Annotated in this window: 18 protein-coding genes; 11 read left to right on the top strand and 7 right to left on the bottom strand. The window is 40.9% G+C overall.

The genetic code is table 11. From position 1 onward, the window contains the following. Positions 1 to 86: 86 nt before the first annotated feature. Positions 87 to 914 carry a hypothetical protein gene (locus V7K50_RS11505; protein ID WP_334960081.1) on the bottom strand — a complete coding sequence of 276 codons (828 nt, stop codon included), beginning with the start codon at positions 912 to 914 and terminating at the stop codon, positions 87 to 89. A gap of 188 nt (positions 915 to 1,102) precedes the next feature. Here V7K50_RS11505 and V7K50_RS11500 point away from each other — a divergent pair, with 188 nt between their 5' ends. Both V7K50_RS11500 and V7K50_RS11495 read left to right on the top strand, forming a co-directional pair. After that, on the top strand, positions 1,103 to 3,319 hold the full coding sequence (locus V7K50_RS11500; protein ID WP_334960079.1) for an FUSC family protein: 2,217 nt from the start codon (positions 1,103 to 1,105) through the stop codon (positions 3,317 to 3,319). 361 nt (positions 3,320 to 3,680) lie between these two features. Further along, the gene (locus V7K50_RS11495) at positions 3,681 to 4,628 is read left to right on the top strand and encodes a glycosyltransferase family 2 protein (RefSeq protein WP_334960077.1); all 948 of its coding nucleotides are present in this window, start codon (positions 3,681 to 3,683) and stop codon (positions 4,626 to 4,628) included. A 139-nt stretch (positions 4,629 to 4,767) separates the two neighbouring features. Here the strand turns inward: V7K50_RS11495 and V7K50_RS11490 are convergent, their stop codons facing one another. Next, positions 4,768 to 5,484, bottom strand: a complete 717-nt coding sequence (locus tag V7K50_RS11490) for a ParB/Srx family N-terminal domain-containing protein (RefSeq protein ID WP_334960075.1) — start codon at positions 5,482 to 5,484, stop codon at positions 4,768 to 4,770. Next, on the bottom strand, positions 5,481 to 6,866 hold the full coding sequence (locus V7K50_RS11485) for a ParA family protein (RefSeq protein ID WP_334960073.1): 1,386 nt from the start codon (positions 6,864 to 6,866) through the stop codon (positions 5,481 to 5,483). Before V7K50_RS11485 ends, V7K50_RS11490 begins: the two co-directional genes overlap by 4 nt. Before the next feature lie 226 nt (positions 6,867 to 7,092). Here V7K50_RS11485 and V7K50_RS11480 point away from each other — a divergent pair, with 226 nt between their 5' ends. Beyond that, a complete protein-coding gene (locus tag V7K50_RS11480) occupies positions 7,093 to 7,461 on the top strand; it encodes a zinc ribbon domain-containing protein (RefSeq protein ID WP_334960071.1) in 369 nt (122 codons plus the stop codon). 765 nt (positions 7,462 to 8,226) lie between these two features. On the opposite strand, the gene nblS is transcribed toward V7K50_RS11480, so the two are convergent. Further along, the gene (nblS, locus tag V7K50_RS11475) at positions 8,227 to 10,173 is read right to left on the bottom strand and encodes a two-component system sensor histidine kinase NblS (protein WP_334960069.1); all 1,947 of its coding nucleotides are present in this window, start codon (positions 10,171 to 10,173) and stop codon (positions 8,227 to 8,229) included. Positions 10,174 to 10,340: 167 nt separating this feature from the next. Further along, positions 10,341 to 11,618 carry a phosphoribosylamine--glycine ligase gene (purD, locus tag V7K50_RS11470; protein WP_334960135.1) on the bottom strand — a complete coding sequence of 426 codons (1,278 nt, stop codon included), beginning with the start codon at positions 11,616 to 11,618 and terminating at the stop codon, positions 10,341 to 10,343. Positions 11,619 to 12,003: 385 nt separating this feature from the next. On the opposite strand from purD, the gene V7K50_RS11465 reads away from it, so the two are divergent. Then, positions 12,004 to 12,957: an NAD-dependent epimerase/dehydratase family protein gene (locus V7K50_RS11465; RefSeq protein ID WP_334960067.1), complete on the top strand. Its 954-nt coding sequence runs from the start codon at positions 12,004 to 12,006 to the stop codon at positions 12,955 to 12,957. 928 nt (positions 12,958 to 13,885) lie between these two features. On the opposite strand, the gene V7K50_RS11460 is transcribed toward V7K50_RS11465, so the two are convergent. After that, complete coding sequence (locus tag V7K50_RS11460; RefSeq protein WP_334960065.1) at positions 13,886 to 15,580, bottom strand: ATP-binding protein; 1,695 nt, start codon at positions 15,578 to 15,580, stop codon at positions 13,886 to 13,888. 458 nt (positions 15,581 to 16,038) lie between these two features. On the opposite strand from V7K50_RS11460, the gene V7K50_RS11455 reads away from it, so the two are divergent. Beyond that, on the top strand, positions 16,039 to 17,106 hold the full coding sequence (locus tag V7K50_RS11455; RefSeq protein WP_334960063.1) for a DMT family transporter: 1,068 nt from the start codon (positions 16,039 to 16,041) through the stop codon (positions 17,104 to 17,106). Positions 17,107 to 17,503: 397 nt separating this feature from the next. Beyond that, the gene (locus V7K50_RS11450; RefSeq protein WP_334960061.1) at positions 17,504 to 18,676 is read left to right on the top strand and encodes a peptidoglycan-binding protein; all 1,173 of its coding nucleotides are present in this window, start codon (positions 17,504 to 17,506) and stop codon (positions 18,674 to 18,676) included. Between the two features lie 137 nt (positions 18,677 to 18,813). Here the strand turns inward: V7K50_RS11450 and V7K50_RS11445 are convergent, their stop codons facing one another. Next, the gene (locus tag V7K50_RS11445; protein WP_334960059.1) at positions 18,814 to 19,269 is read right to left on the bottom strand and encodes a DUF2141 domain-containing protein; all 456 of its coding nucleotides are present in this window, start codon (positions 19,267 to 19,269) and stop codon (positions 18,814 to 18,816) included. A 738-nt stretch (positions 19,270 to 20,007) separates the two neighbouring features. On the opposite strand from V7K50_RS11445, the gene V7K50_RS11440 reads away from it, so the two are divergent. From V7K50_RS11440 to V7K50_RS11420, 5 genes are all read left to right on the top strand, one after another. Further along, the gene (locus tag V7K50_RS11440) at positions 20,008 to 20,493 is read left to right on the top strand and encodes a glutathione peroxidase (protein ID WP_334960057.1); all 486 of its coding nucleotides are present in this window, start codon (positions 20,008 to 20,010) and stop codon (positions 20,491 to 20,493) included. 150 nt (positions 20,494 to 20,643) lie between these two features. Next, positions 20,644 to 21,468, top strand: coding sequence for an SDR family oxidoreductase (locus tag V7K50_RS11435; protein ID WP_334960055.1), 825 nt, complete (start codon positions 20,644 to 20,646; stop codon positions 21,466 to 21,468). A 22-nt stretch (positions 21,469 to 21,490) separates the two neighbouring features. Further along, the gene (locus V7K50_RS11430; RefSeq protein WP_334960053.1) at positions 21,491 to 22,420 is read left to right on the top strand and encodes an alpha/beta fold hydrolase; all 930 of its coding nucleotides are present in this window, start codon (positions 21,491 to 21,493) and stop codon (positions 22,418 to 22,420) included. 76 nt (positions 22,421 to 22,496) lie between these two features. Beyond that, the gene (locus tag V7K50_RS11425; protein ID WP_334960051.1) at positions 22,497 to 23,231 is read left to right on the top strand and encodes a redoxin family protein; all 735 of its coding nucleotides are present in this window, start codon (positions 22,497 to 22,499) and stop codon (positions 23,229 to 23,231) included. 424 nt (positions 23,232 to 23,655) lie between these two features. Beyond that, positions 23,656 to 24,423: a phosphatase PAP2 family protein gene (locus V7K50_RS11420; protein ID WP_334960050.1), complete on the top strand. Its 768-nt coding sequence runs from the start codon at positions 23,656 to 23,658 to the stop codon at positions 24,421 to 24,423. Positions 24,424 to 24,524 lie beyond the last annotated feature (101 nt).

The raw sequence follows: 24,524 nt of genomic DNA, 5'->3' as shown, positions 1-24,524 counted from the left end.
CACGTTATCTGGAAAAGAAGAGGCGAAACCTAACCCCCCAGCCCCCTTCCCTACAAGGGAAGGGGGAGAATTCTATTTCTCTCTCCTTAAAGGAAGAGAGAAATAGAAGTGAGGTTTTCCAGATCCAGTGAAAAGTCAGAGTAGGGCAAATTATTTGGATCAATATCCTGAGATTGCAAATAAGCAATTAGTCTTTCTTTTTGCTGGCGTTCTTGTTCAGCGCGTTGGCGTTCTTGTTCAATCTGTTCTACAGCCCAGGGTAACAAATTCCCAGCTTGATCCCACCAGCGTAACCAATAACCACTTCGCGCTTCTTTTGTTCCTTGCCAAGTTCCCAAAAATAAGCCCATTACCTCAATCCAATGACGGCCATTTTCATCGGGTAGCTTTAACTCATAGCGTTGATTTTCGAGTTGATAATATTCTAATAAACCGCCATTAGGTTCAAAAATTATGTAGATAGGAATCTGCAAAATCTGCTCGTAGAAAAACCATTTTCCTGGTGGATAAGTTCGTTTTACCGAATATTCTCCACCCTCAGTATCGGAGAGAAATTCCATAGCGATCGCTGGGATATTTCCTTCTAAATTGGGTGTATAACTTTTGCGATTACCCACAATTTCATTAACTGATGGCACATAAAGCCAGTCAGGTGCTTTGGTAACAAATTGCCCGTTGACTGTCGCACAAAGACCAAAGTTGGAAGCAATCAACATCTGGGGTTGAATGAATCCAATGATTTCTAGGCTTTCACGCAAAGCACCAGCCAAAAGCGGCATTTCTAGGCTTTCGTGCAAAGCAGCATGACCTATATTATTTACTGGTTCATCCTCTAGTTTAAAATCCTTGGGTAAGGCTTCCCAGGTGATTACCAGTTCTGTTGGTGATTTGGCTTGGCTGGGTTGGGTTGTCATAAACACAGCATAAATTTATTTTTGATCTTATCGCTTCCAGGACGGCTATGGAGGCGATGCCAGTATCTAAAAAAGGCATTGGAAACCCACCGCTTTATCATTAAGTTTTAAGCTTTGGAAACTTCTCGATAAAACCTTGGTTTTAATGCTCTAGCATAAGGGGAGCGGTAAAACCAGAGAGTTTTGTAATGCAGTTGAATCGAAGTAATTTCCTTAAGTTTCTGATCCAGTCAGAGCCAGGAAAACCAGCAATATCCAACGGCTTGCGAGCTGCTTTAGGATTAGGGGTTCCCATGCTAATTGGGCAACTGATCAACCAAAGAGAAAGCGGATTATTAGTTGGTTTAATGGCTTACTTTGTCAACTTAGCGAATGTTGGTGGCCCTTACCAAATCAAAGCTAAGGCGATGGCATCGGCTACTTTGGGAATAGCTGTTTCACTATTTGTGGCTACTTTGATCGCTAAAGTTCCAGTGCTAACTGTGGTGCTGACATTTCTCTGGGGACTTGCTTCCGGTTTTGCGTCGCTGTATGGTAATGCTGGGGCAAATGTCGGTCTGGTGGTAGGGATATCATTTATTACCACGATCGCCCAACCAGGAGACTTGGAAACTGCACTGGTGCGATCGCTGCTATGTCTAATTGCAGGTGGATGGGCAATGCTAGTTTCCTTGGTAATGTGGCCTTTTAGACCTTATGACCCACTACGGATAGCTTTGGCTGAGTGCTTCAGTCTAATTGCCAACTACATTCAAACATTTCTCGGTAAAGTAGCAACCAGTGAAAATATTCTCGAAATTAGAAAGGCGTTAGAAACAGCACGCACTACTTTAGGTACATTACGGATTGGGCAGTCGGCTCGGAGTTGGATGAATGAGCAGTTATTGGTACTAATTCAGGATGGCGATCGCTTGCTTGGCTCAGTAATTGCCTTAACAGAATTACTAGAAACTCACTTCCAACACCAGCAATATCACGCAGTCCAGCAATTAGTAGACGATGCCCTCGCAGAAATATCAGTTATTCTTCAAGCTATAGCGAAAGTCATATCTCGCAAGTCTGCTAGCATCAATCTCGGAAATCTCAACCGCATCTATGAGGCGCTGAAGGAACAAGAAAGTCTGCAAAGAAAAGCAATTGCTGGGAGTGAGACAGACTACACAACTCTTGTTGCTCTCAGCAACCTAGTGCTGATGATCGAAAAGCTGATGAAGCAGTTGCAATACACGGCTCAGACAGCTAAATCTCTGGCAGATCGTCGCAAAATCAGTCAACGTGATGTAGATAGACTTCTTTTAGTTGAAGATGAACAGCGATCGCTCTTAAATTTACTCAAAGAAAACCTCACCTTAGACTCAGCAATCTTTCGTCATGCTCTCCGCATTGGTGTAAGTCTAACTATAGGCGTAATATTTTACACTATTACGAATTTACCAATGGGGTATTGGGTAACGCTGACAATTATGCTAGTCCTCAAACCGAACTTGGGTGCAACTTTCCAGAGGTTTTTCCAGCGAGTTGGCGGGACTATTTTGGGAGCCGTGTTAGCAGCTGTCCTAATTGCAACCATCACGAGTAAGCCTGTATTAGACATAATCATTCTGCTGACAGTATTTTTTGGCATTTCACTGATCGGTTTCAACTATGGGTATTCAGTGGTTTTCTTATCAATATTTGTCTTACTAATTATTGATATTGGTAATCCCATCGGTTGGCAATTTGCCGGTTTTCGGGTATTAAATACATTAATTGGCGCGGGACTGGCTTTTGGTAGTCATTATTTTATCTGGCCAAACTGGGAACGCGATCGCTTACCCAGTCAACTCGCTACGGCGCTACGAGAATGTCACAAATACTTTAGCGATGTGATGGCTGTTTACCAGGGGACAAAGGAGCGTGACTCTACTATTATCAGTCAACGGCGGCAAACTGGACTAGCAATTGGTAATGCCCAAGCCTCCTTTCAAGGATTGCTACGCGAACCGAAAATGCACAAAGAATTAGTAGAACCAGTAATGACGTTGCTGATGTACATGGGACGTTTTACTAACGCCGTGACAGTTTTGGCAGTACATCTCGAACATTTTCAAGCAACGGTGCCACTCCCAGAATTAGAAACCTTTGTCTGCCAAATTTCGCTACTTTTAGAGCAGTTAGCTGATTCAGTACAGCAGGAAATTCCCCCACCGCCCTTACCTGACTTGGAAGAAACGCTGCAAAAAATCCAACCGCACCTGCAAGCACTGCGTACAGCCCGGATAGAAGAGTTAGCAGTCAATCAAGGACATACACCGATTCGTCAAGCAGTCATTGATTACAGCATATTAGATTTGGAGATTGATCAGATTGTTCGGCGCTTGACTGCGATGCACTCAGCAATGGTACGGTTGATATCAGGTAAATAAAGCACATTTAATAATATATATAGCAATCCTAAATGAGTTGTGAAAATGGGCGATGTCCAGATCCCCAACTTCTTCGATAAGTCGGGGATCTAATTTTTGACGACTGATTTAGGATTGCTATATCTGTCATTTATCCTATTCCTATGCCCTCTCCGAGAGCGTCAGGGTTTAGCCAAGTTTCCATAATGTGTATATTATGAATTATTTGGGAATAATAGCTTAGAAAATAACGCTAATATCATTTGCGATCGCCCACTGGATAAACTTCAAAGAAGTATCCGTTAAATATAGCTTTGTTGGCGATGCATTAAATTAGTGATTGATATAAATTTTCTACTTCCTCCAGTTATGAGTATATAATATGCCTAAAATTAGTGTTTGCATTCCTACTTTTAATCGTGTCCATCTCCTTCCTTATGCCATTGACAGTGTACTGGGCCAGTCTGAGCAAGACTTTGAGCTAATTATCTGTGATGACGGTTCTAGCGATCGCACACCTGAGTTAATGTCACAGTATACAGACCAACGGATTAAATATATCCGTCATCTGCAAAATATTGGTAAAAGTAATAATATGCGCTCTGGCTTTGATGCAGCCCGTGGTGAATATTTTATTAAATTTGATGATGATGATCGGCTCACACCTGATTTTCTCGAAAGTACCGCAGCTATTCTTGCTCAAGACTCTAGCATTGATTTTGTTGGTACAGACCATTGGATAATTGATATTAACAATGTGCGGGATGAGGCAAAAACTCAAGAAAATTCTCATCGCTGGGGTAGGAAAAATTTACCAGTAGGTGTTGTAGATAACTTGTTAGAAGTTGTATTTATTCAGCAAAGCTTTCAAGTTGGGGCAACATTATTTCGTCGTAAAACATTGCAAGAATTAGGATATATGCAGCCAAATCTGCAAAATTGTGAAGATAATGATTTATTTGTGCGTCTGGCTTTGGCTGGAAAAAAGGGCTATTACTTACCAGAATTATTGATGGAATATCGCTACCATGCAGAGCAGCAAGGTATCAATCGAGCGATTCCTTATTTATTTGATAAAATCCGGTATTTAGAAAATTATAAATTTGAGTCTGAAAAAATAGAGACAATCAGGAAAAATCGTCTAACTGAAACGCAATTATTATTAGGTTTGCGTTTAATTGAGAAGGGTGAAACACAGAAAGGCAGAGAGTTGGTTTTGGCAGGAAAGTCTTTTTCAACTCCTAAAGCTTGGACTGGTTTAGGGTTATCGCTGTTACCAGTTGGGTTGCGAGGTAAGGCGTTTAATGCACTGCGACAGGTGCGAGGTTAGACATTGACATTAACATATTGTGCAACTTACTTTTGACGTTATTTAGAAAAGCTGTGTAGGTTGGGTTGAGGAATGAAACCCAACATTAAGCGTTAATTTTTGGGTTTCACTTCGTTCAACCAAACCTACTAGCTAACTACTAACTTCTTAACCACTCATCAATAATAGTCAACATTGTTTTATCACCCAAGTTTTTAACAGATTTTACTACATCACGATAATCTTCAAACTCTTGCTTTGGCTTCTTATGTCGGGCATCTTCTATAGCTTTGGCAAGTTTTTCAGCCCCAGAAATTCTAGCGCGTTGTAACTTTTTAGATAACTCATCTTTATCCAAAGAGTTCAACAAACTAAGTGGATTACTCTGTTCACCCTTTTGAGGAATAAGGTTTTCAAGTTGCTTGAACTGACTATCTATTCTCTGTCTTTCTTGTATAAATTCTGACTTAAACTCATTAAATTGCTTCTCAAGACGTAATTCTAAATTTGCCAGACGTGGTTCTAATTTTGTTGTTTCAGGCTGTGATGTTACTTGTTTAGTAGAAGAATCAATTTTTTTGAGAGATGCAACTTGCTTTACTACTAAATTCTCTAATTTTGGGGCAATGACAAAGGCATTAACCATTTCACCTTGCCGAGGATTTTTTTCTCGTGCCCTGACAGCAGCATAATATTCAAAATGCCCATCAACTACTGTATAGCTCTCTACTCCTGTCATTTTCACAACTAATGGTCTGATAATTCCTCCAGTTTCTATAATTATGTCTGCGAGGTTTTCCAAATCAGCCTCTGAAAAATTCGATCGAAGTTCAGTAGAAGTAATACTTTTTACATCTACCAAAGAAAAATTCATCATTGATTTAAACCTATTCCTATTAATACTTCATCTGCTAAAATTTCAAATTCCATAGCAGATTTTTGAGCATCTGATTTTACTTCTTCTACATATTTAACAACAGATTTGGGATCAGGATATTCTAAATCTCCAACTGTTATAGTCTTATTCATGCAGTCGGATAGTACGGTTCTATCATAAATTACTGCTTCCATCAAAGGCAGATCGTAACGTTCTGAAATCACGCTCCTTTGTTTAGGAAAAGTATATTGTAAAAATTTAGAATTAGTAGAGATTTTTGAAGCCAGGATACCCATTAATATAATGTGTGGTTTTCCGATCATTTCTCTAAATTCATTAACTTCTATAATAAAGTTTTTGACACTTAACAATCCTTGGTTTGCAAATGGCTTTAAATCTGAAGGAATTATTAGGTAATCAGCAGCAACAAGTGCAACTTTAGCATATAAATCTCTGGATGGAGGTGTATCAATAATAACAACATCATATTCTTGCTCTACTTTTTTTAATTTCGTAACTAACCTAGTCTTACTAGCATCAATTTGATTAAGTTTATACTGTCCTTCTATTAAATTAATATGTGCAGGAATAACATCTAATTCAGGATTGTTGAAATAATGTGATTTTCGGGTAACATCGGGTATTAAGTAAAAGTCACCTGATTCTAACAAATGATAGATATTAGAATCTCGTAAATCATCATCTTCATCGAATTGAAATTTGATTAATCCTGTAGCAAAAGTAGTATTTGCCTGGGAATCTATATCAATTAACAGTACTCTTTTACCTTTTTTACTCAATGCTGCTGCAAGGTTGACTGCAACAGTAGTCTTACCAACGCCGCCTTTATTATGGTAGATTGCAATTGTCTTCATTGAATGTTGCCTCTTTGTTTCAAAATTTGAATTATTTTCAGTTATTGTAACTACTGGTTTATCTAGTAACTGTCCTTCTTTTAGACTATCTCTACCAATTAAACGTTTAATATTCTCTAATTTCGTTTCAACTTCTTTGCCGGAACATTGAAATAATAGCTTAATATCGCCTTGTACTTTTTCAAAAATTCTGATTTCTTTGCCATTAGTCAGCAATCCATATCTGACATTCAAGCTGGTTAAATAATGCCTGAGCCGGGGGACATGATTATTTAAGTTTTGCTTGGGATGCTTTGCCTCCATAACGACACTCAACGGCGAATTGGCATCTAAGACAAAGGGAATCACTTGTGCGGCAAATGCTAAGAAATCCAAGCGGATGCTACCAACAGCAACCTCTTGATGCCAGGTGTCAGGAGTATAACCTAGCTGCGGTAGCAAATATTGCACTATGAGTTTGCTTTCAACTTCACTTTCGTTACGGCACAGCTCAGGATTAAAAGGCAATATTTTCTACCTCTCAATAATTATTGGACTTAAGACAAAACCTCATGTTTGCTAGATTATGCCATAGCCTTAATTATTCTGAGTGATATAAATCACTTATAAAAATATAAAGAATCATCATAAGATTAGTACTTTTGCTGATATAGTCACCACTTCTGAGAGCTATTTTCCCATTACCCTTGTAAATGGCTAGAATCAAAGTGTTTACCTATTTGCGCTAAAGGTTTTGGCTACTGTATCTTGTCCCCACTGCCATCAACTCGTTGATAGTCAAGCTATTAATTGTCCTTATTGTCGGACAACACTCAAAGCTTACGGTCATCCCGGTATTCCATTGCACCGCGCTATTGGGGACGGGTATCTATGCGACACCTGCACATATCACGCTGATGATACTTGCAATTTTCCCCAGCGTCCCTACGCCAAAGACTGTACCCTCTACCAAAATATTGAAGAGGCAAAGTTAGAGTTGCAACAGCAGCGTTACACTAACAGTTTTGCAGTAAGTGTGAAAATTTGGGTAAAACGCAATCAGGCTTTGCTGTTAATTTTGGGTTTATTATTGGTCTGTTTGTTCTTCAGTCTGGTAACTTAGGAACGTGGAATAAATTGTATGTTATTTAATTCTTGTTCCTTAGTACAGAATTTCATAAGAGGTAGGTTGGGTGGAGCGGAGCGCAACCCAACATATATCAGGATGTTGGCTTTGGCAAAGCCTCCACCCAACCTACAATTTTTTTGCAACTCAGCGCTCCTCTGCTGCCTTTTTAAGGGGGATATTATCCGAACCCTATTGCGTAGCCGTAGCCCGTCGTAGACATCACATTCACAAAAGTTTAGTTAATTTTACTTAGATTATTTGAAAATTTCCGGTAGCAAATTAGGTTATAAATTCGTTAGAACAATTGTTGCAATCACTTAAACGTTTCTTATATATAGAGGAGTATTTGTTGCAAAGCATTAAACGTTTGTGGCAACTGGTTATATATTTGCAGGAAATACTTAAACCTTTCTTATAGATGGAGGAGTATTTGTTGCAAAGCATTAAGCGTTTGTGGCAACTGGTTATATATTTGCAGGAAATACTTAAACCTTTCTTATATATGGAGGAGTATTTGTTGCAAAGCATTAAACATTTGCTGCAACTGGTTATATATTTGCAAGAAATATTTAAGCGTTTCTGATGAATCAAGCAACGTTAGCTGCAAACGTTTAAATTTGAAATATAGATATAGAGTGGATTACGGCTTTAGCCTAACGCACCATGTTATCTAGTGATACGTTAGGCGCTCCTATCAAATTTGTCGTAACAAATCATCTCAAAATTAGATCGCAACGAGATATGCCCGATCGCTAACCTTCAAGTTGTGGTGATTTTGGATGCTTCTGCAATCGGTTCAACTTGTATCGGTGGCGCTTTTTCTTCAAAGGCAGCTAAATCGAACCAAAAAGTGGTGCCAATGCCAACTTCACTCACTAGATAAACTTTACTATGATGTCTGTCGATGATATTTCTGACAATCGATAAACCTAAACCCGTCCCTTCTAGGGTGTGAACTCGGTTTTCTACGCGGAAGAAGCGTTCAAAAATTGAGTGTTGATCTTCTGTGGCGATGCCAATTCCAGTATCGGAAATTTCAATCCGCACTGGAGAAGATTGGGTGTGACTAGGTTTAAAATCTAGTTGATAGGCGCGGATTGCAACTTTACCACCGGCTTTTGTGAATTTAAGGGCATTACCAATCAGGTTGCCAAAGACTTGTACTAACAGATCATAATTACCCAATACCAGGGGCAAATTAAGAGCAAGTTCTTGAACAAGTTCAACACCTTTATCTTTAGCATTGAGTTGGTAAGTACGCAGGGTTTGTTCGATCGCTTGGGCTAAATCTACCCCATCAAAGTTGTACTGGCGACCAGACTCAAGTTTTGACAAATCCAAAACATCATTAACTAGACGGGTTAGGCGATCGGTTTCATGGTTGACTGTTTGCAGAAACTCTTGCCGTTCTTGTAAAGCTAAGTCTTCGCCGTAGTCGTGCAGGGTTTCAATATAGGTTTTGATGTTGAATAGAGGCGTTCGCAGTTCGTGAGAAACGTTGCTGATAAATTGACTTTTTGCATCGTTTAATTCGACTTCACGGCTAATATCTTGGACAGTAATGGCAATACCTTTGATGCTTTCTCTTTGCACGTTGAGTACTGTAGTCAAGAGAATGCGGATCGTCCGTGGGATAGGTTGGTTAATAAAAATTCGGAATTCGGCGCTTTCACATTCGCCTGCTGCCATTTGGTACAAGGGACGGGTGATTTCCATTTGTACCGATGAGGGCAAGTGATGTAATACATTGCAGCCTACTACATCAGTAGTTTCCCAGCCAAAAATTCGCCGCGCTGTCGGGTTGACTAAAATCACCTGCATGTTGTTATCAATCAACACAGCCCCATCTGCGATGGTGGAAACTAAAGTTTCTAGCTTGGCTTTTTCTGCGGTCAATTCCTCAATATTCTGTTCTTCGTAGCGCTCTAATCGCTCTGCCATTTCATTAAAGCTTAAAATTAACTCCCCTAGTTCGCCCCCTAAAGGTAAATTAATGCGCTGCTTGAAATTCCCAGTAGCAATTTGCTTTACCCCCACCAGCAGTTCTTTAATGGGCTTAGTGATGGTCAAGGCGTTAATCACTCCTGCTAAAATCACCATTACCCAAATCGTGATGAAAACGGCAATGGTGACATCGCGGGTAAAATTGGTGGAAATGATCGCAGTCTGATTGGGGTTGATACCGATCGCTAATACACCTAAGTATTTCTTATTGACGATCAGGGGAATAAATACATCGGTGACTATGCCATCTGGGGTTAGATGTTGCCGCACCATCGGCTTTTCACCATCACCAGGATAATCTTCTGGTAGTTGTATCCGCCGTTTAATGGTGAGGGAATTTTCTACCTCGGCTTCCCAAAAAGGAATGCCAAAAAATATTTCCCCGGTTTCATCAGCATAGAGCATGTAACGCACACTAGAGGTGCTGTTATAGAAGCGTTGAGAAAATTGGGCAACCTCAGTCAGATTATTGTCAGCCACTAGGGGGGCAACGTTGGCAGCAAGCAGCAGCCCTAAATCACGCCCAAAGCGGGTGTCATTCATCCGCGCGTCCTGCTGAATTGTATTCACAGCCCAAAAGGTCAGACCACTCATCACCAATGAGACTACCATTGTAGCCACAGCCAGCAGTTTAGTCTGGAGTGTGAACTCCGACCACCAACTAGCGATCGCATCTCGAATTGTTTTTAACAGACTTAGCATCTTAATATAAAGTTGTTAGTAGTCTTTGTTATAAAGCCCAACAACTTAAAAATTAACAGTTAATTCGACAAATATGTTAGGGAATAGGGAATAGGGAATAGGGCATAACTCCAAACTCCAAACTCCTAACTCCTAACTCCTAACTCCAAACTCCTAACTCCTAACTCCTAACTCCTAACTCTATGACCGATATCTCTTCGGTAATATATCCCATCAAACTGAATATATTTGATACCTGCATAAGCTTGGGCGATCGCTTGCTCAAAATTTTCTCCGATTCCAGTCACATTTAATACTCGACCCCCATCTGTTACTACTTCTTGTTGCTGGTTTAATTTCGTACCTGCATGAAATACAGTTGCTCCTGTGGCCTCTGCCTCGCCAATACCAGTAATAATCTGGCCTTTCTTATATTCTCCGGGATAACCACCGGAAGCTGCAACCACAGTGGCAGATGCTCCCTCTTTCCAAGCAATGGGCGGCAATTCACTTAAGCGCTGTTGTACACAGGCTAAAAGCAACTCTTCTAGGGGTGTTTCTAACAGTGGTAAAATAACCTGGGTTTCGGGATCGCCAAAGCGACAGTTAAATTCTAAAACCTTAAAGTCGCCATTGGGTGCAATCATTAACCCAGCATACAGTACGCCTCGGTAATCAATGCCTTTAGCTCGTAAGGTGGCGATCGCTCTTTCTAACACTTCTGTTTGAATGCGTGCCATTAACTGCGGCGTAGCGATGGGTGCTGGGCTGTATGCTCCCATCCCGCCAGTATTTTCCCCCGTATCGCCGTCACCAATCCGCTTGTGGTCTTGAGCTGGCAGCAAGGGTCTAATTGTTAACCCATCCGTCAATGCTAAAACTGACACCTCCTGCCCAATCAAACATTCTTCAATGACGACAAATTCACCAGCACTGCCAAATTGTCCCTGAAAAATCGCATCAACGGCACTTTCTGCCTGTTCAAGTGTTTCAGCCACCGTTACACCCTTACCAGCCGCCAAGCCATCAGCTTTAATGACTATTGGCGCTCCCTGAGATTTGACGTAAGATTTTGCTGCTACTGCCTCCGTAAATACCGCAGCCCGTGCCGTCGGAATCCCGGCTTCTTGCATTAGGGCTTTTGCCCAAGCTTTACTCGCTTCAATTTGCGCTCCGGCTCTAACTGGGCCAAATACCATCAATCCTTTATCTTGGAGGTAGTCTGTAATTCCCTTCGCCAAGGGGACTTCTGGCCCAACTATTACTAGAGTTATGCCATTTAAGAGAGCATATCGGCTCATACCCTCAAAATCATCTACTGCTAGGGGCAAATTCTGGCAACGTTCCATAGTTGCTGTGCCCCCATTGCCTGGTACACAGATAACTTGCTCAACTTGCTTAGATTGCAACAGTTTCCATGCTAGAGCGTGTTCCCGCCCGCCATTACCTACAACTAAAACTTTCACTGATTTCCTTGTGCGTCCCTTGCGAAACGAGAATTCCCTATTTGGCTCTCGCGGATCAATTTTTTCATCAATTCTCACACTTATGCAAGCCCCCTCATCACTGAAAAGGCCGATACCAATTCTCTGTGAAGCTGCACGTTATTGAATTTTTACTGTATTTATTCTTAAAATCTAATTTGGTGAATTACTACAATTATTAATAGCAATATTCAATATATATACTGAGATGCTGGCAATACAATCACAATGTTTAAGTATTTATAATGATTTTCTGAACCATTGAAATAATTGAGCAATAAAATCATCTTCAGGTAATGACGATCATTGATTACAAGTATTAACCTGTGAATATGGGGATTAATGAAAATATCAAACAATAGGCAACATGGCTAAAATTATTGTTACTGGAGCCGCCGGCTTTATTGGCTCTCATCTTGTAGAAACATTGCTGCAACAAGGCAAAGAAGTCATCGGGATTGATGAATTCAATGATTACTACGATCCGATGTTAAAGTTTAAGAATATTGCACACTTACATCAGTCACCTGGTTTTACCTTAATTGAAGGAGATATGCAGTTTTTAGATTGGCAGCAACTCCTAAAAGATGTTGATGTAGTTTACCATCAAGCTGCCCAAGCAGGTGTTAGAGCAAGTTGGGGTAAAGCTTTTCGAGGTTATACAGAACGAAATATTAACGCTACACAAGTTTTACTAGAAGCAGCTAAGGATGCTAAAGACCTGAAAAGGTTAGTGTTTGCCTCTTCATCAAGTATATATGGTGATGCGGAAACATTACCTACTCACGAGGGAATTTGTCCTCAACCAGTTTCTCCTTACGGCATTACGAAGCTAGCAGCAGAGTTTTTGTGTGAACTGTATCACAAAAACTTTGGCGTACCCTCTGTGACATTGCGCTATTTCACAGTTTATGGCCCTAAACAGCGCCCAGATATGGCATTTAATAAGTTCTTTAGATCCATTTTACAGGATGAGGCGATTCCTATTTACGGCGATGGTCAGCAAACGCGGGAGTTTACCTTTGTTAGTGATATCGTCGCCGCTAATTTAGCCGCCGCCAACGCACCCCAAGCAGTGGGAGAAATCTTTAATATCGGTGGCGGTAGCAGGGTAGTTTTAGCAGAAGTCTTGGATACAATTGAAGAAATTGTCGGGAAATCAATCAAAAGAAACCACATAGAAAAGGCAATGGGAGACGCCCGTCACACGGCGGCTGATGTATCTAAAGCGCAGAAAATTCTGGGATATCAACCGCAAGTTTCCCTGAGAGAGGGTTTGACGCAGGAATGGGAGTGGATTAAGTCTTTGTATTCACTCTAGACAAGTAGGGAGTGGGAAGTGGGTTTTGTTTAACAAGAGTGACATTTCACCGAAACAATCCCCTTTCTTCAAATGTAGTTTACGTATACTACTAATTGAAGCGCGGAAGGGGGATTTTTTGATTTATGCAAGAAGTATATTCTGGTGATAATTCATCAGCTTGAGAAGTTAGGCTGAATATAAAAGCTTGAGGTAAAAATTAGATGTATTTATCTGGTAACTGTTAAAGGAGGTCTAATTTGCAACAAATACCCTATTGTATTATAGATAGAATAAGAGTCTTATCCCAATATCTTTTCCAAATCACACTAAACCTTCTATCTAATTTTGGCATCCTACTTAAGGATCAATTTATAAACTGTCCTAAGAAACATTTAAAAATAAAAACTAGTAATTAGAATAGATATAACAATCTATTTAATGTAGGTTATGTTGCTATTGGATATCTAAGCCGGGAAAACTTAGGTATCCTTATATAAAATTTCGGTAAAGTAGGGTTAATTGCTCAGTTTTCTGCACTGGAGAAAACTCATCCTGCTTTACTTTGCTAATTATACAAATAGGTCGAAAGCGCTACAGTCCAGTTAAAGGATGTTTGAAAAGTCTAGGCTTGTATCCAGATCCCCCGGAGCAAGCCTTAAAAACTGACTTTTCACGTGTTATCTGGAAAAGGTTTTTAAGCCTTGATTTAATGATAAAGTTTTGGATACCTCAGCCATCACTTTTCAAACATCCTCTTAGAGGGTGTTTGAAAAGTAGTTAGCTGTGATTTTAGGCACTTGTTGATCCCCCTAACCCCCCTTCAAAAGGGGGAAGAATCAAAGTCCCCCTTTTGAAGGGGGATTTAGGGGGATCTCCAAGGGTTAGGCGTATACAAAAAAACTTTTCAAACAACCTCTTAGGGGCTGAAAAACACTTACGCTGATTTTTACCGATAGGTATTGCGATCGCAGATTGATAATTGTGGTGATTTCACTACTCGAATCGGAATTGCAATTACAAACTCTGCACCCTGTCCCAGTGATGAAATGCATTGCAAAGATCCACCATGCTTTTCAGTAATTATCTGGTAACTGATCGATAATCCCATACCAGTGCCCTTACCAACTGGTTTCGTTGTGAAAAAAGGGTCAAATAAACGCGACTGGATTTCTTCTGGAATTCCTGCTCCATTATCAGCAATCCGAATGATGGCATTGTCATTTACCTGTTCAGAAGAAATGCGAATCAAGGGATTTGGACAAAGTTCTTTTTCAAAAGCATCTTCTAAAGCATCAATTGCATTTGCCAAGAGGTTCATAAATACCTGATTTAGTTGCCCTGCAAAACACTGTATTTGAGGTATTTCACCATATTCTTTGATCACTTTAATCTCAGGGCGATTATTTTGTACCTTAATTCGGTGTTGCAAAATTAACAGGGTACTGTCGATTCCTTCATGGAGATCAGCCGTTTTAAACTCAGCTTCATCCAACCGAGAGAAGATTCGGAGACTGAGAACAATTTCACGGATGCGTTTAGCCCCCATCTTCATTGAGGTTAACATCTTAGGCAAATCTTCTATTAGGTATTCAATATCCGCTTCTTCGTTAGCATTTTTAATTTCTGGCTCTGGATTAGGATAATGATTTTGATAAAGCTTAATTAACAGCAGCAGTTGTTGAGTGTAATCATCAGTGTGTTGGAGGTTGCCGTAGATAAAATTAACCGGATTGTTAATTTCATGGGCAACTCCCGCCACTAGTTGACCCAGACTCGACATTTTTTCCGATTGAATTAATTGGATTTGGGCTTTTTTCAGGTCTTTCAGAGCTTCCTGAAGTTCTGCTTCTGCCAGTTGGCGCTCGGCAATTTCGTCTCGTAATTGTTCGTTAATAGTGACTAAGCCATTTCGGGAATATTGCAGATCGTCCGCCATTTTGTTGAAGGAGGTAGCTAACTCGCCAATCTCATCCTGGGAGCGAATACTAACTCTGGTTTCCAGCTTACCTTCAGCTAGATTTACCACAGCTTGCTGGAGTTTTTTAATCGGTTTGGAGATGCTTAGGGAGAGCAGATAACCTGCTGTTAATACAAATATCCCACATCCTAAACTAATAACCGACGTGACAAAAATATTTTTATGGGCTTTTGCTAGCGCTGCTTTATAAAGTGGTGTATATTCCAAAATTACCGCACCAATTGTTTCACCTTTGCTAGTCTTAAAAGCAACAGCAATCAATTGAATCCCATTTGGGTACTCAAGACTGGACTCAATATATGTTCTTGGTATACCATCGTGAATAGTTTTACCAACTTCATTATTGCGATCGTGATCTAATCGCGTACCGATATCTTCGGGAACTACATCTGCCAGAATGATTTTATCGCGGTCTACAATCTCTAGATCACGCTGACGTTGTTTGTGTAGCGATTCAACATGCTCTTGCAAATGCGATCGCATTTGGTGGTTTTCAAGCTCATGACTGACGAAATATCCCAGTAGTCCAGCAACTTCTTCAGCCTCTTTTTGAGCAAGATACTTAGCTATATTCAACTGTTGATGGGCACTAATCGCACCAATACTTGCTGAGAGAGTAGCCATTCCGAGAATACCCGAAATTAATTTTTGACTAATTTTCATTCCTTGCTCGAAACCTCAAGTGGTGGCTATTATGCTGAATAGACCTGTCCAGAAATTAAATATGCGTTACCCAGAACCCTTGTTTTGACGTAGCAGTGCTACGTCTCTACAATTCTTTTTCACTCCTATGTCTATTCGGTTTTGGGGAGTTTGCCCTTTTCCTAAAATTCCCACTTGTCAGCCTGAAAACTACAAAATCAACAGCCATTAGCAAAATCTTTAATCTAGGTTTATTTTGGCGATGTGCGTCACTGATAGCGAGTCTTCTCATTTTGGGAGATAGCCAGCAAAGATAAAGATATTATCAGCAAAGCTCTCCTCTATCCTGAGAGGATGTTTGAAAGTAGCAAAACTTTAAATCCCCCTAAATCCACGCAACGCGATCGCAAAACTACATAATTCGGTAAAATTGTGTAAAGCAATTTTTGCGCTTGTTAAACAAAGGCATCAGCAAACCCATGCAACTGAAACTCAGTGCATCTCAACTTCCCTTCGCCCCTATGCTGTTAATTGCCCCCTTTTTCCTATGGGGGACAGCAATGGTAGCTATGAAAGGAGTGATACCCCATACCACACCGCTATTCATGGCGGGTGTGCGTTTGATACCAGCAGGGGTGTTAATTCTGATTGCAGCAGCATTCATGGGTAAACCTCAGCCCAAGGGTTGGGCTGCATGGCTGTGGATTGCCTTATTTGCTCTAATAGATGGAACGCTGTTTCAAGGCTTTTTGGCAGAGGGATTAGTCAAAACCAGTGCGGGGTTAGGGTCTGTGATGATTGACTCACAACCCTTGGCTGTGGCCTTGCTGTCGTTGTGGCTATTCCAAGAACACATTGGTTTTTGGGGATGGCTGGGGCTAGGCTTGGGTGTCACAGGTATTAGTTTAATTGGCTTACCTGATGAGTGGATTTTTCAAATTCTTGATTCAGGCGCAAATATCACAATTGGCAACTGGCAAGATTTGTTTGCTAGTGGAGAATGGTTGATGCTGTTAGCCGCGCTATCAATGGCAGTGGGAACAGTGTTGATTCGGTTTGTGTGCCGACATGCTGACCCAGTAACAGCTACAGGATGGCACATGATTTTGGGCGGATTGCCACTATGGGGAATTTCGTCAGTTGTCGAATCCCAGCAGTGGGAGAATCTGGGAGGATCTGATTTAGTGGCTTTGGGTTATGCTACCGTATTTGGCAGTGCGATCGCCTACGGATTATTTTTCTACTTTGCCTCTAGTGGCAGTCTCACGAGTCTTAGTTCCCTCACCTTCCTCACACCCGTATTTGCCCTACTATTCGGCAATCTCTTCCTCTCAGAAGTCCTTAATCCGTTGCAGTGGGTAGGAGTATTTCTGACTTTAATCAGCATTTATCTCATTAACCAACGTGATACTTTAGCAGGAGAAAACGACACAATTACTGTCGGCGAAATAGCTAATATACAGCAACCAGTTTTAGAAGTATCTGCTAAAAAATTCAACTCCATCAGCATAGCGGTCAGAGAATCTGAACCAGAAATTTTACCCTAATTTAGTTAAACGGGAGAAATCAATTCAAAATTGATTGAAGAAGAATTTAGAAGTCAGAATCAATCATCCGCTTTTTTGGCCAGAATTCATTCTGAATTCTGGCTCACTTCGACTACGCCCTTCGGCTACGCTCAGGCTAAACTCAGTGACCACCTGACTCCTGAATTCTGTTCGATAAAAAGACTGGGGAGATGAGAGAGAACACCCAATGCCCAATACTTCGGCTTCTCTACGAGACGCTACGCGTAGCTTGCTTCCCCGTTCGCGTAGCGTCCCGTAGGGAAGGGGTACGCTCAGTACAAGTGCCCAATTGAAAAATGACAGTTAACATTTGGTAGTCTAGAAGTTATTGTGGTATTGAAGACTTTAAAAGAACGTTCAGGCTGAAAGTTGCAATATGAGGCTATGCCGTTCCTCAATTCTGATATTTACCTGTTTTTATTGCGTGGGTTTTTACCCAAATCGCTCAAGCGTAGCCACACCTAAGCTAGCACCTGAAATTTTAGAACTTGCACAAGCTAGTTCGAGAGTTAATACTAGTCCGGCTGTTTTGAGATATGGTAGTCGAAAATCAGATGTGCAAAAGCTACAAACCCAATTAAAGCAGTTGGGATACTACAGTGGCGTGATAGATGGACAGTACAACGTCAGTACGGAAGTTGCTGTAGCTAAATTCCAGAAAGCAAAAGGTTTAAAAGTAGATGGCCTTGCAGGTCTGACCACTAGGCAGAGACTGCAAGCAGCTGTGGCTGCCAAAAATAAAAATCAGATTGTCACCTCTCCAATAGTCACCTCTCCAATAGTCAGACATCCGGCTCCGACTTCTAAACCAACTGCAAAACCCAAGCCAACCGAGAAAAGTTTTGTCTGGTGGTTAATATTTACCATTGGAGTTCTAGGAAGTATTGGCGCACTTTTGTACCTGTTGAGGTGGTTTCGTCAGGTCAAACAAGTTAAAAAGTCCGAAATATTAGATAATGAAACTTTGATTGAAGCTAACAAAGAGCCGATTAGACTAGCCTTGCCAGAGGCAGCAACTAATCCACAAACAGCTACGCCACCACTCGCCACACAATTGCTGCTACCAGAAAAAACTTCCCGTCTTGCTAAACTCAATATCGTTGAAGAACTAATTCAAGACTTACACAGTTCTGACCCCATAAAGCGGCGCAAGGCTATTTGGGATTTGGGTCAGCAGGGAGATTCGCGGGCAATTCAGCATCTGGTTGAGCTGATGATTGATGCTGATTCTCAAGAAAGCAGTTTAATTTTGGCAGCTTTGGCAGAAATTGGCACCCGCACACTCAAACCGATGCACCGTGCTTTAGCAATTTCAATCCAAGATGAAAGTCCACAAGTGCGGCAAAATGCAATCCGCGACCTGACGCGTGTTTATGATATGATGGGTCAAATGAGTCAAATGTTACTCCACGCACTAGAAGACCCAGATGCCGAAGTTCAAGCAACAGCACGATATGCTTTAACTCAGATGAATCGAATGCGTGGGTTGCCGGAACAACAAACTCTACCAGAAGATCCACACGACGATTCGCAAATAGAGCAGAATTGATTCCATTTGGGATTTTAGATTTTTGATTCAATCTAAAATCCCAAATCTAAAATTGTCAGAGTTATGAGTAAAGTCACATTTATATCTGGCTTTGATGTCTAGTTGTGTATTTCACCAAGTTTGAGTCTGCTGTCAGCCTAAAAATATTTCAACTGGATTTGGATATCCGTGTCTGGGCCTGCGACCAAAAAAGCTGCTTCGCCAAATTTGGGCGCTCTGGTGCGGACTTCTGGGTTTCTGGAAAATCCAAAGCCTTCCTTTGGGATACCCAAAATATTGGTATTGAGAATGCGGTCATTATTTCGATCGTGGAACACAGCAACGGCGTAACTACCTGCTTTCAAGTTCTCAAAGGTGATGGTTAAGGGAATGTCAGTAATCTTGGTACACTGCTTTTGTAAGACGCGATCGCGATCGCCAGGAAATCCTTCACTGCTACCAAATATACTGGCACACACTTGTCCTTGTTTATTCTTCAAGCCATCAATTTCCACGGTGAGTTTGCCGTTAAAATTTGCCTTGGCACTAAATGACCAGGCCAGATTTCCTAGAACTGCCAATAGCAGGATACTAACTCTCAAGCCTTTAACCATAAAATTTTCACACGATAAGAGAAGTTTTGCTGAAACTAAGTTTTTATTCAGATCACGCGGACTCATCGTGACATTATTCGGTCAATACTCGCAAGCATTCTGCCGATTTATCACATCCAAAAACCAGCGTTCATGAAGAACACTAAAAAGGCTGCGATGGCGTACCCGCTCGCCGGAGGCGATCGCCACCACCTAACAGATAAATTTGACTGATTTTCTATTTACTCAAGCTAAAAAAGTGTATTAATGAACACATTTTGTTGAATTCTCCTATGAAGCATAGATATTACAGCTATTTTCAGGTAAATAGACCACGGGGTAGGGGCACAGCATGCTGTGCCCCTACGACATCTGTGGTTCAAATACATGAAAACTGCTGTAATGCAATATATCAAACAACTATATTCCTTATAGCTAAGTATTTTCCGATATCAGGATCGGGCAATTATGAATATTATTAAATTTTTATACGAAAAGTTAATTGCTTGTTACTTTAAAGGTGCGTTAATTCATCTCTGCTAGAAAAAATTAGATCAAAAGCAACGCAGATTTCCAAGAGCTATCCGAAGATAGAGCATTACTCGACTTATTTATAGATGAGTTATCACGCAGGTAAGTGTATACTCAGAGGCGATCGCTATCTTAAAGGCTAAGAAAGCTAATTTCCTTAAATAAACTGGGTTTAGAGTACCTGTAATATGGGAGACTTGGTAATATTCCTTATAAATCAGATTTAAGATGAATAACACAATTTTGGATATTGCAGTCAAAACTATCAACGGTGAAGATAAGCAATTAAACGACTATATCGGGAAGGTACTTTTAATTGTGAATGTGGCTTCCTACTGCGGTTATACTTCTCAATATGAGGGGTTAGAAAAGTTGAACCAGAAGTATGGGGAAGCAGGATTACGTATTTTGGGGTTTCCTTGTAACGATTTTGGAGCGCAGGAACCAGGAAGCAATGAAGAAATTGTCCAATTCTGCACGAGTAAATATAGTGTTACCTTTGAACTATTCGATAAAGTTCATGCCAAAGGCTCACAACAACACCCACTTTATGAGCGACTTACCAAAGCCGTTGAGCCAACGGGAACTGTTGCTTGGAACTTTGAAAAATTTTTAGTTAATAAACAAGGTGAAGTGGTAGCTAGATTCAATAGTAGTGTCCAGCCAAATTCACCAGAGATAATTGACACAATTGAGAAAGAATTGGCAAAATAGTTATTGGTCATTAGTCATTAGGTAAAATTTTCTGTACTATTAACTATTGGCTGTTAGCTTGCTTGGGGCTGTTAAATTTATTTACCTCCAGTTTCTTAATTGAGAACATTGTCTCAATGAGTAGTTTAATTTATTTGTATCTAATTTGTCATGAACGTTGCAATTATTGGTTGTGGTTATGTTGGTTATAAAGTCGCTCAATATTGGCACCAAAAGATGAATTTTGCTGTCAGTGTAACCACAACTTCCCCTGAGCGTGTCCCTGCACTCGAATCAGTATCCCAACGAGTTTTAGTTACCTGCGGTAATGACCTAGATAGTCTAAAATCAGTTTTACACAATCAAGATGTTGTACTTTTGAGTGTTGGTGCAAAAGGTGGAGAAGTTTATGAAGAAACTTATCTACAAACTGCCCAAGCTTTAGTTTCATCGTTGCAGCAGATTAAGAGTGTAAAACAATTAATATACACAGGTAGTTATGCCGTGTATGGTGATAGAAATGGTGTATGGGTAGATGAAGAAACACCCCTTGCACCCGCTAATTTAAATGCACAAATTCTCCGAAAAACAGAGGATGTGTTGCTATCAGCATCTAACGAAAATCTCCGCGTTTGTATCTTCCGCTTAGGAGGGATTTATGGAACTGGCAGGGAACTGGTGAAAATATTTAGTAGATATTCTGGTGAAACCCGTCCGGGGAATGGTGAGGATATCACAAATTGGATTCATCTAGATGATATTGTTGCGGCGATAGAATTTGCCCGTCACCATCGTTTGCAAGGGATTTACAATCTAGTAGATGATGCACATCTCACCAGCCGAGACTTGCTAGATAGCTTATTTGAAAAACATAATTTACCCAAAGTAAAATGGGATACTTCTATCAAGAATACTCGCCCATATAATGCTTGGGTATCCAATGAAAAGCTCAAAGAGGCTGGATACAAGTTGATTCATCCACAGATGATTTTTTAGCACGGATTAAAAACTAGGAATTATGCAACCATCTGCTGTAGCTAACACGAACAATTTGACAGCATCTCCTAGCCAGTTTTACAGTTGGCAGAATTATCGTTGTGCTTACGAAGTTCATCAACCAATTAATGCAACATCTGAGGGCGTTCCCTTACTTTTAATTCACCCCATTGGCGTGGGATTGTCGCGGCAATTTTGGCAACGATTTTGTCGTGAATGGTATAATCAAGGTCAGCGTAACTCCATTTACAACCCTGATTTATTAGGATGTGGCGAGAGTGATATGCCTCATCTGGCTTATACTCCTAATGATTGGGCAGAACAGTTACAGTACTTTTTACAAACAGTAGTACAAAAGCCTGTGATTGTAGTTGTACAAGGTGCTTTATTACCAGTTGCGCTCGCATTAGTTCAAAAGGAATCAAACTTAATTTCTAGACTTGTACTCTCAGGGCCTCCAACGTGGGCTTTGATGACAAAGAAATCACCAGAATGGCAAGAAAAATTCCTTTGGAATGTATTAGATTCGCCTTTTGGCAGTGCTTTTTATCGCTATGCACGCACCCCAAAATTTTTACGTTCTTTCTCGATTCGTCAACTCTTTGCTTCTGAGAATGCTGTGGATGTAGAGTGGTTGAATACATTAGTTGCAGGTGCAGAAAACCCTGCTAGTCGCCATGCGGTGTTTTCTTTTTTAGCAGGGTTTTGGCGAGATGATTATACTAGTTTTATTGCCTCCATTCAGCAACCAACATTAGCGGTTATGGGGGAAACTGCATCAAGTATTAGCCAAGACAATAAAAAAGAAAACCCCGATGAACGTTTGGCTCACTACTTAGCCTGTTTGCCTCAAGGTCGAGGTATAAAAATAAATGGGCGTAATGTTTTACCTTATGAATCAACTGCCAAATTTGTCGCAGCGATCGCGACCTTTATTAATGAAGTTTTTTAGCTGATTGATAGTTACATTGTACCAGTTCTTCCATGATAGGTTATGACTGGAATTGATTACTTCAGGAAGCAAAATTATGTTGCCCAATCGCCAAGGACAAAGAGTTCCCAACGTCACTTTTCATACTCGTAATAACAACGAGTGGGCGGATGTGACAACCGATGAGCTATTTGCTAATAAGACAGTGGTTGTCTTCTCTTTGCCAGGTGCTTATACTCCCACTTGTTCATCAACCCATCTTCCTGGATACAACGAGTTGGCTCCGGTTTTCAAAGAAAATGGTGTCGATGACATTATCTGTATTTCTGTCAATGATACCTTTGTGATGAACGAGTGGGCAAAGGATCAAGAAGCAGAAAATGTTACACTAATTCCCGATGGTAATGGTGAATTTACTGAAGGCATGGGTCTGCTGGTAGATAAATCAGACTTGGGGTTTGGCAAGCGATCGTGGCGCTATTCTATGCTGGTGAAAGATGGTGTAATTAACCAGATGTTTATTGAGCCAGAGGAGCCAGGAGATCCCTTTAAGGTGTCCGATGCTGAGACAATGCTCAGATACATCAACCCCCAAGCAGTGAAGCCCGAACTAGTTTCCCTGTTTGCAAAAGTTGGTTGTCCCTTCTGTGCGCGTGCTAAGGCGATGCTCAAGGAGCATGGCATTAACTACGAAGAAATTACCTTGGGTAAGGATATCACCACACGCTCTTTACGAGCGGTTACAGGTGCGACAACAGTTCCCCAAGTGTTTATCGATGGTAAATTAATTGGTGGTTCTGAGGCACTAGAAGCCTACTTCGCGGCTAAATAGATTTTCAGTAGGGGCGCACAGCTAGCTATGCGCCCTTTGCCACTCTTTTCATAACCCCCAACCCCTTCCCTTGTAGGGGCTACGGTGTACACACATCTTTGTGCTAAGTGCAAAATCTGGCTTGATCCCCCTAAATCCCTCGATAAATTGGGGGACTTTGATTCTTTTCCCCACCTTTTTTAAGGGGGGTTAGGGGGGATCAAAACTTTGTGGGGCTAGGTTATAAGACTTGTGTGTACACCATAGCTTCAAAAAGGGGGGGCAAAAACTTCTCAAAGTCCCCCAATTTATCGGGATCTTCAATGGTTTTGGTTTTCCCTCGTTCCCAGGCGGAGCTTGGGATGGTGAAATTCAGAAATTGAGCCAGCAATAAATTGCTAAAAATTTGGTTGTTTAGGTATCAAGTAAACTTTTAACTTAAAATATGGAAAAAGTGAAAATAGCCAATCAAGAAAGTCAGTCACCTCTTTCTTTTCTGAAAAACCTGTTGATTGCTCGTTGGCGATCGCTATTACTCCTCTTGATCGGAGTATATTTACCTTTGCAGGTCTTTGAAATCCTGACAGTGAAGATATGGGAGAATCAAGCAGGCTTACCGTGGGATGTGCCGATTCTGTTAGCAGTTCATTCTACAGCCAACCCACAGTTAGATGTTTTAGCAGTGACGCTGGCTATAATTGGGTTGCCTTGGACGGCGATACCGATTTTGGGTGCGATCGCACTTATCTTACTACTTCAAAAACGCTGGCGATCGCTAGCTTATTTACTCACCGCCTCAGTGGGAAGCATTATCATCAACCGCGCCGCTAAGGAATTAATGCATCGAGTGCGTCCACAATTGTGGCAGTCTATTGCACCTGAGTCTAGTTTTGCATTTCCCAGCGCTCATGCCATGACCAGTATAACTCTAGTAGCAATTTTGTTATTCTTAACTTGGGCTAGCTCCTGGCGCTGGTTGGTTCTCATATTCGGCAGCTTATATGTAATAGCTATTGCGTGGTGTCGTCTTTATTTGGGGGTTCACTTTCCCAGTGATATTCTCGCGGGTTGGATGGTTGCATTCGGTTGGACAACTGGTGTCAGTCTCATTATCAAACCGTATACAACTAAAACCCAATCTGTAGATGGCGATCGCCCTGAAGATGAAACTACCTTACTTCCTGAAGAAAGAAAGTTGATAACTGAAGATTAACATTATGTATGTAGTACTTTGTCAAGTTAGTTTTAAAGGTTTGTAGTCAGGACTTTAGTCTTTATTTTCTAAGCACTCAAGTCCTGACTACAAAATTGCTT

It is taken from the genome of Nostoc sp. (genome assembly GCF_036917135.1).
Taxonomy (GTDB): domain Bacteria; phylum Cyanobacteriota; class Cyanobacteriia; order Cyanobacteriales; family Nostocaceae; genus Nostoc.
Note: the sequence above shows the minus strand (reverse complement) of the source record. Positions and strands in the feature narration are given on the sequence as shown.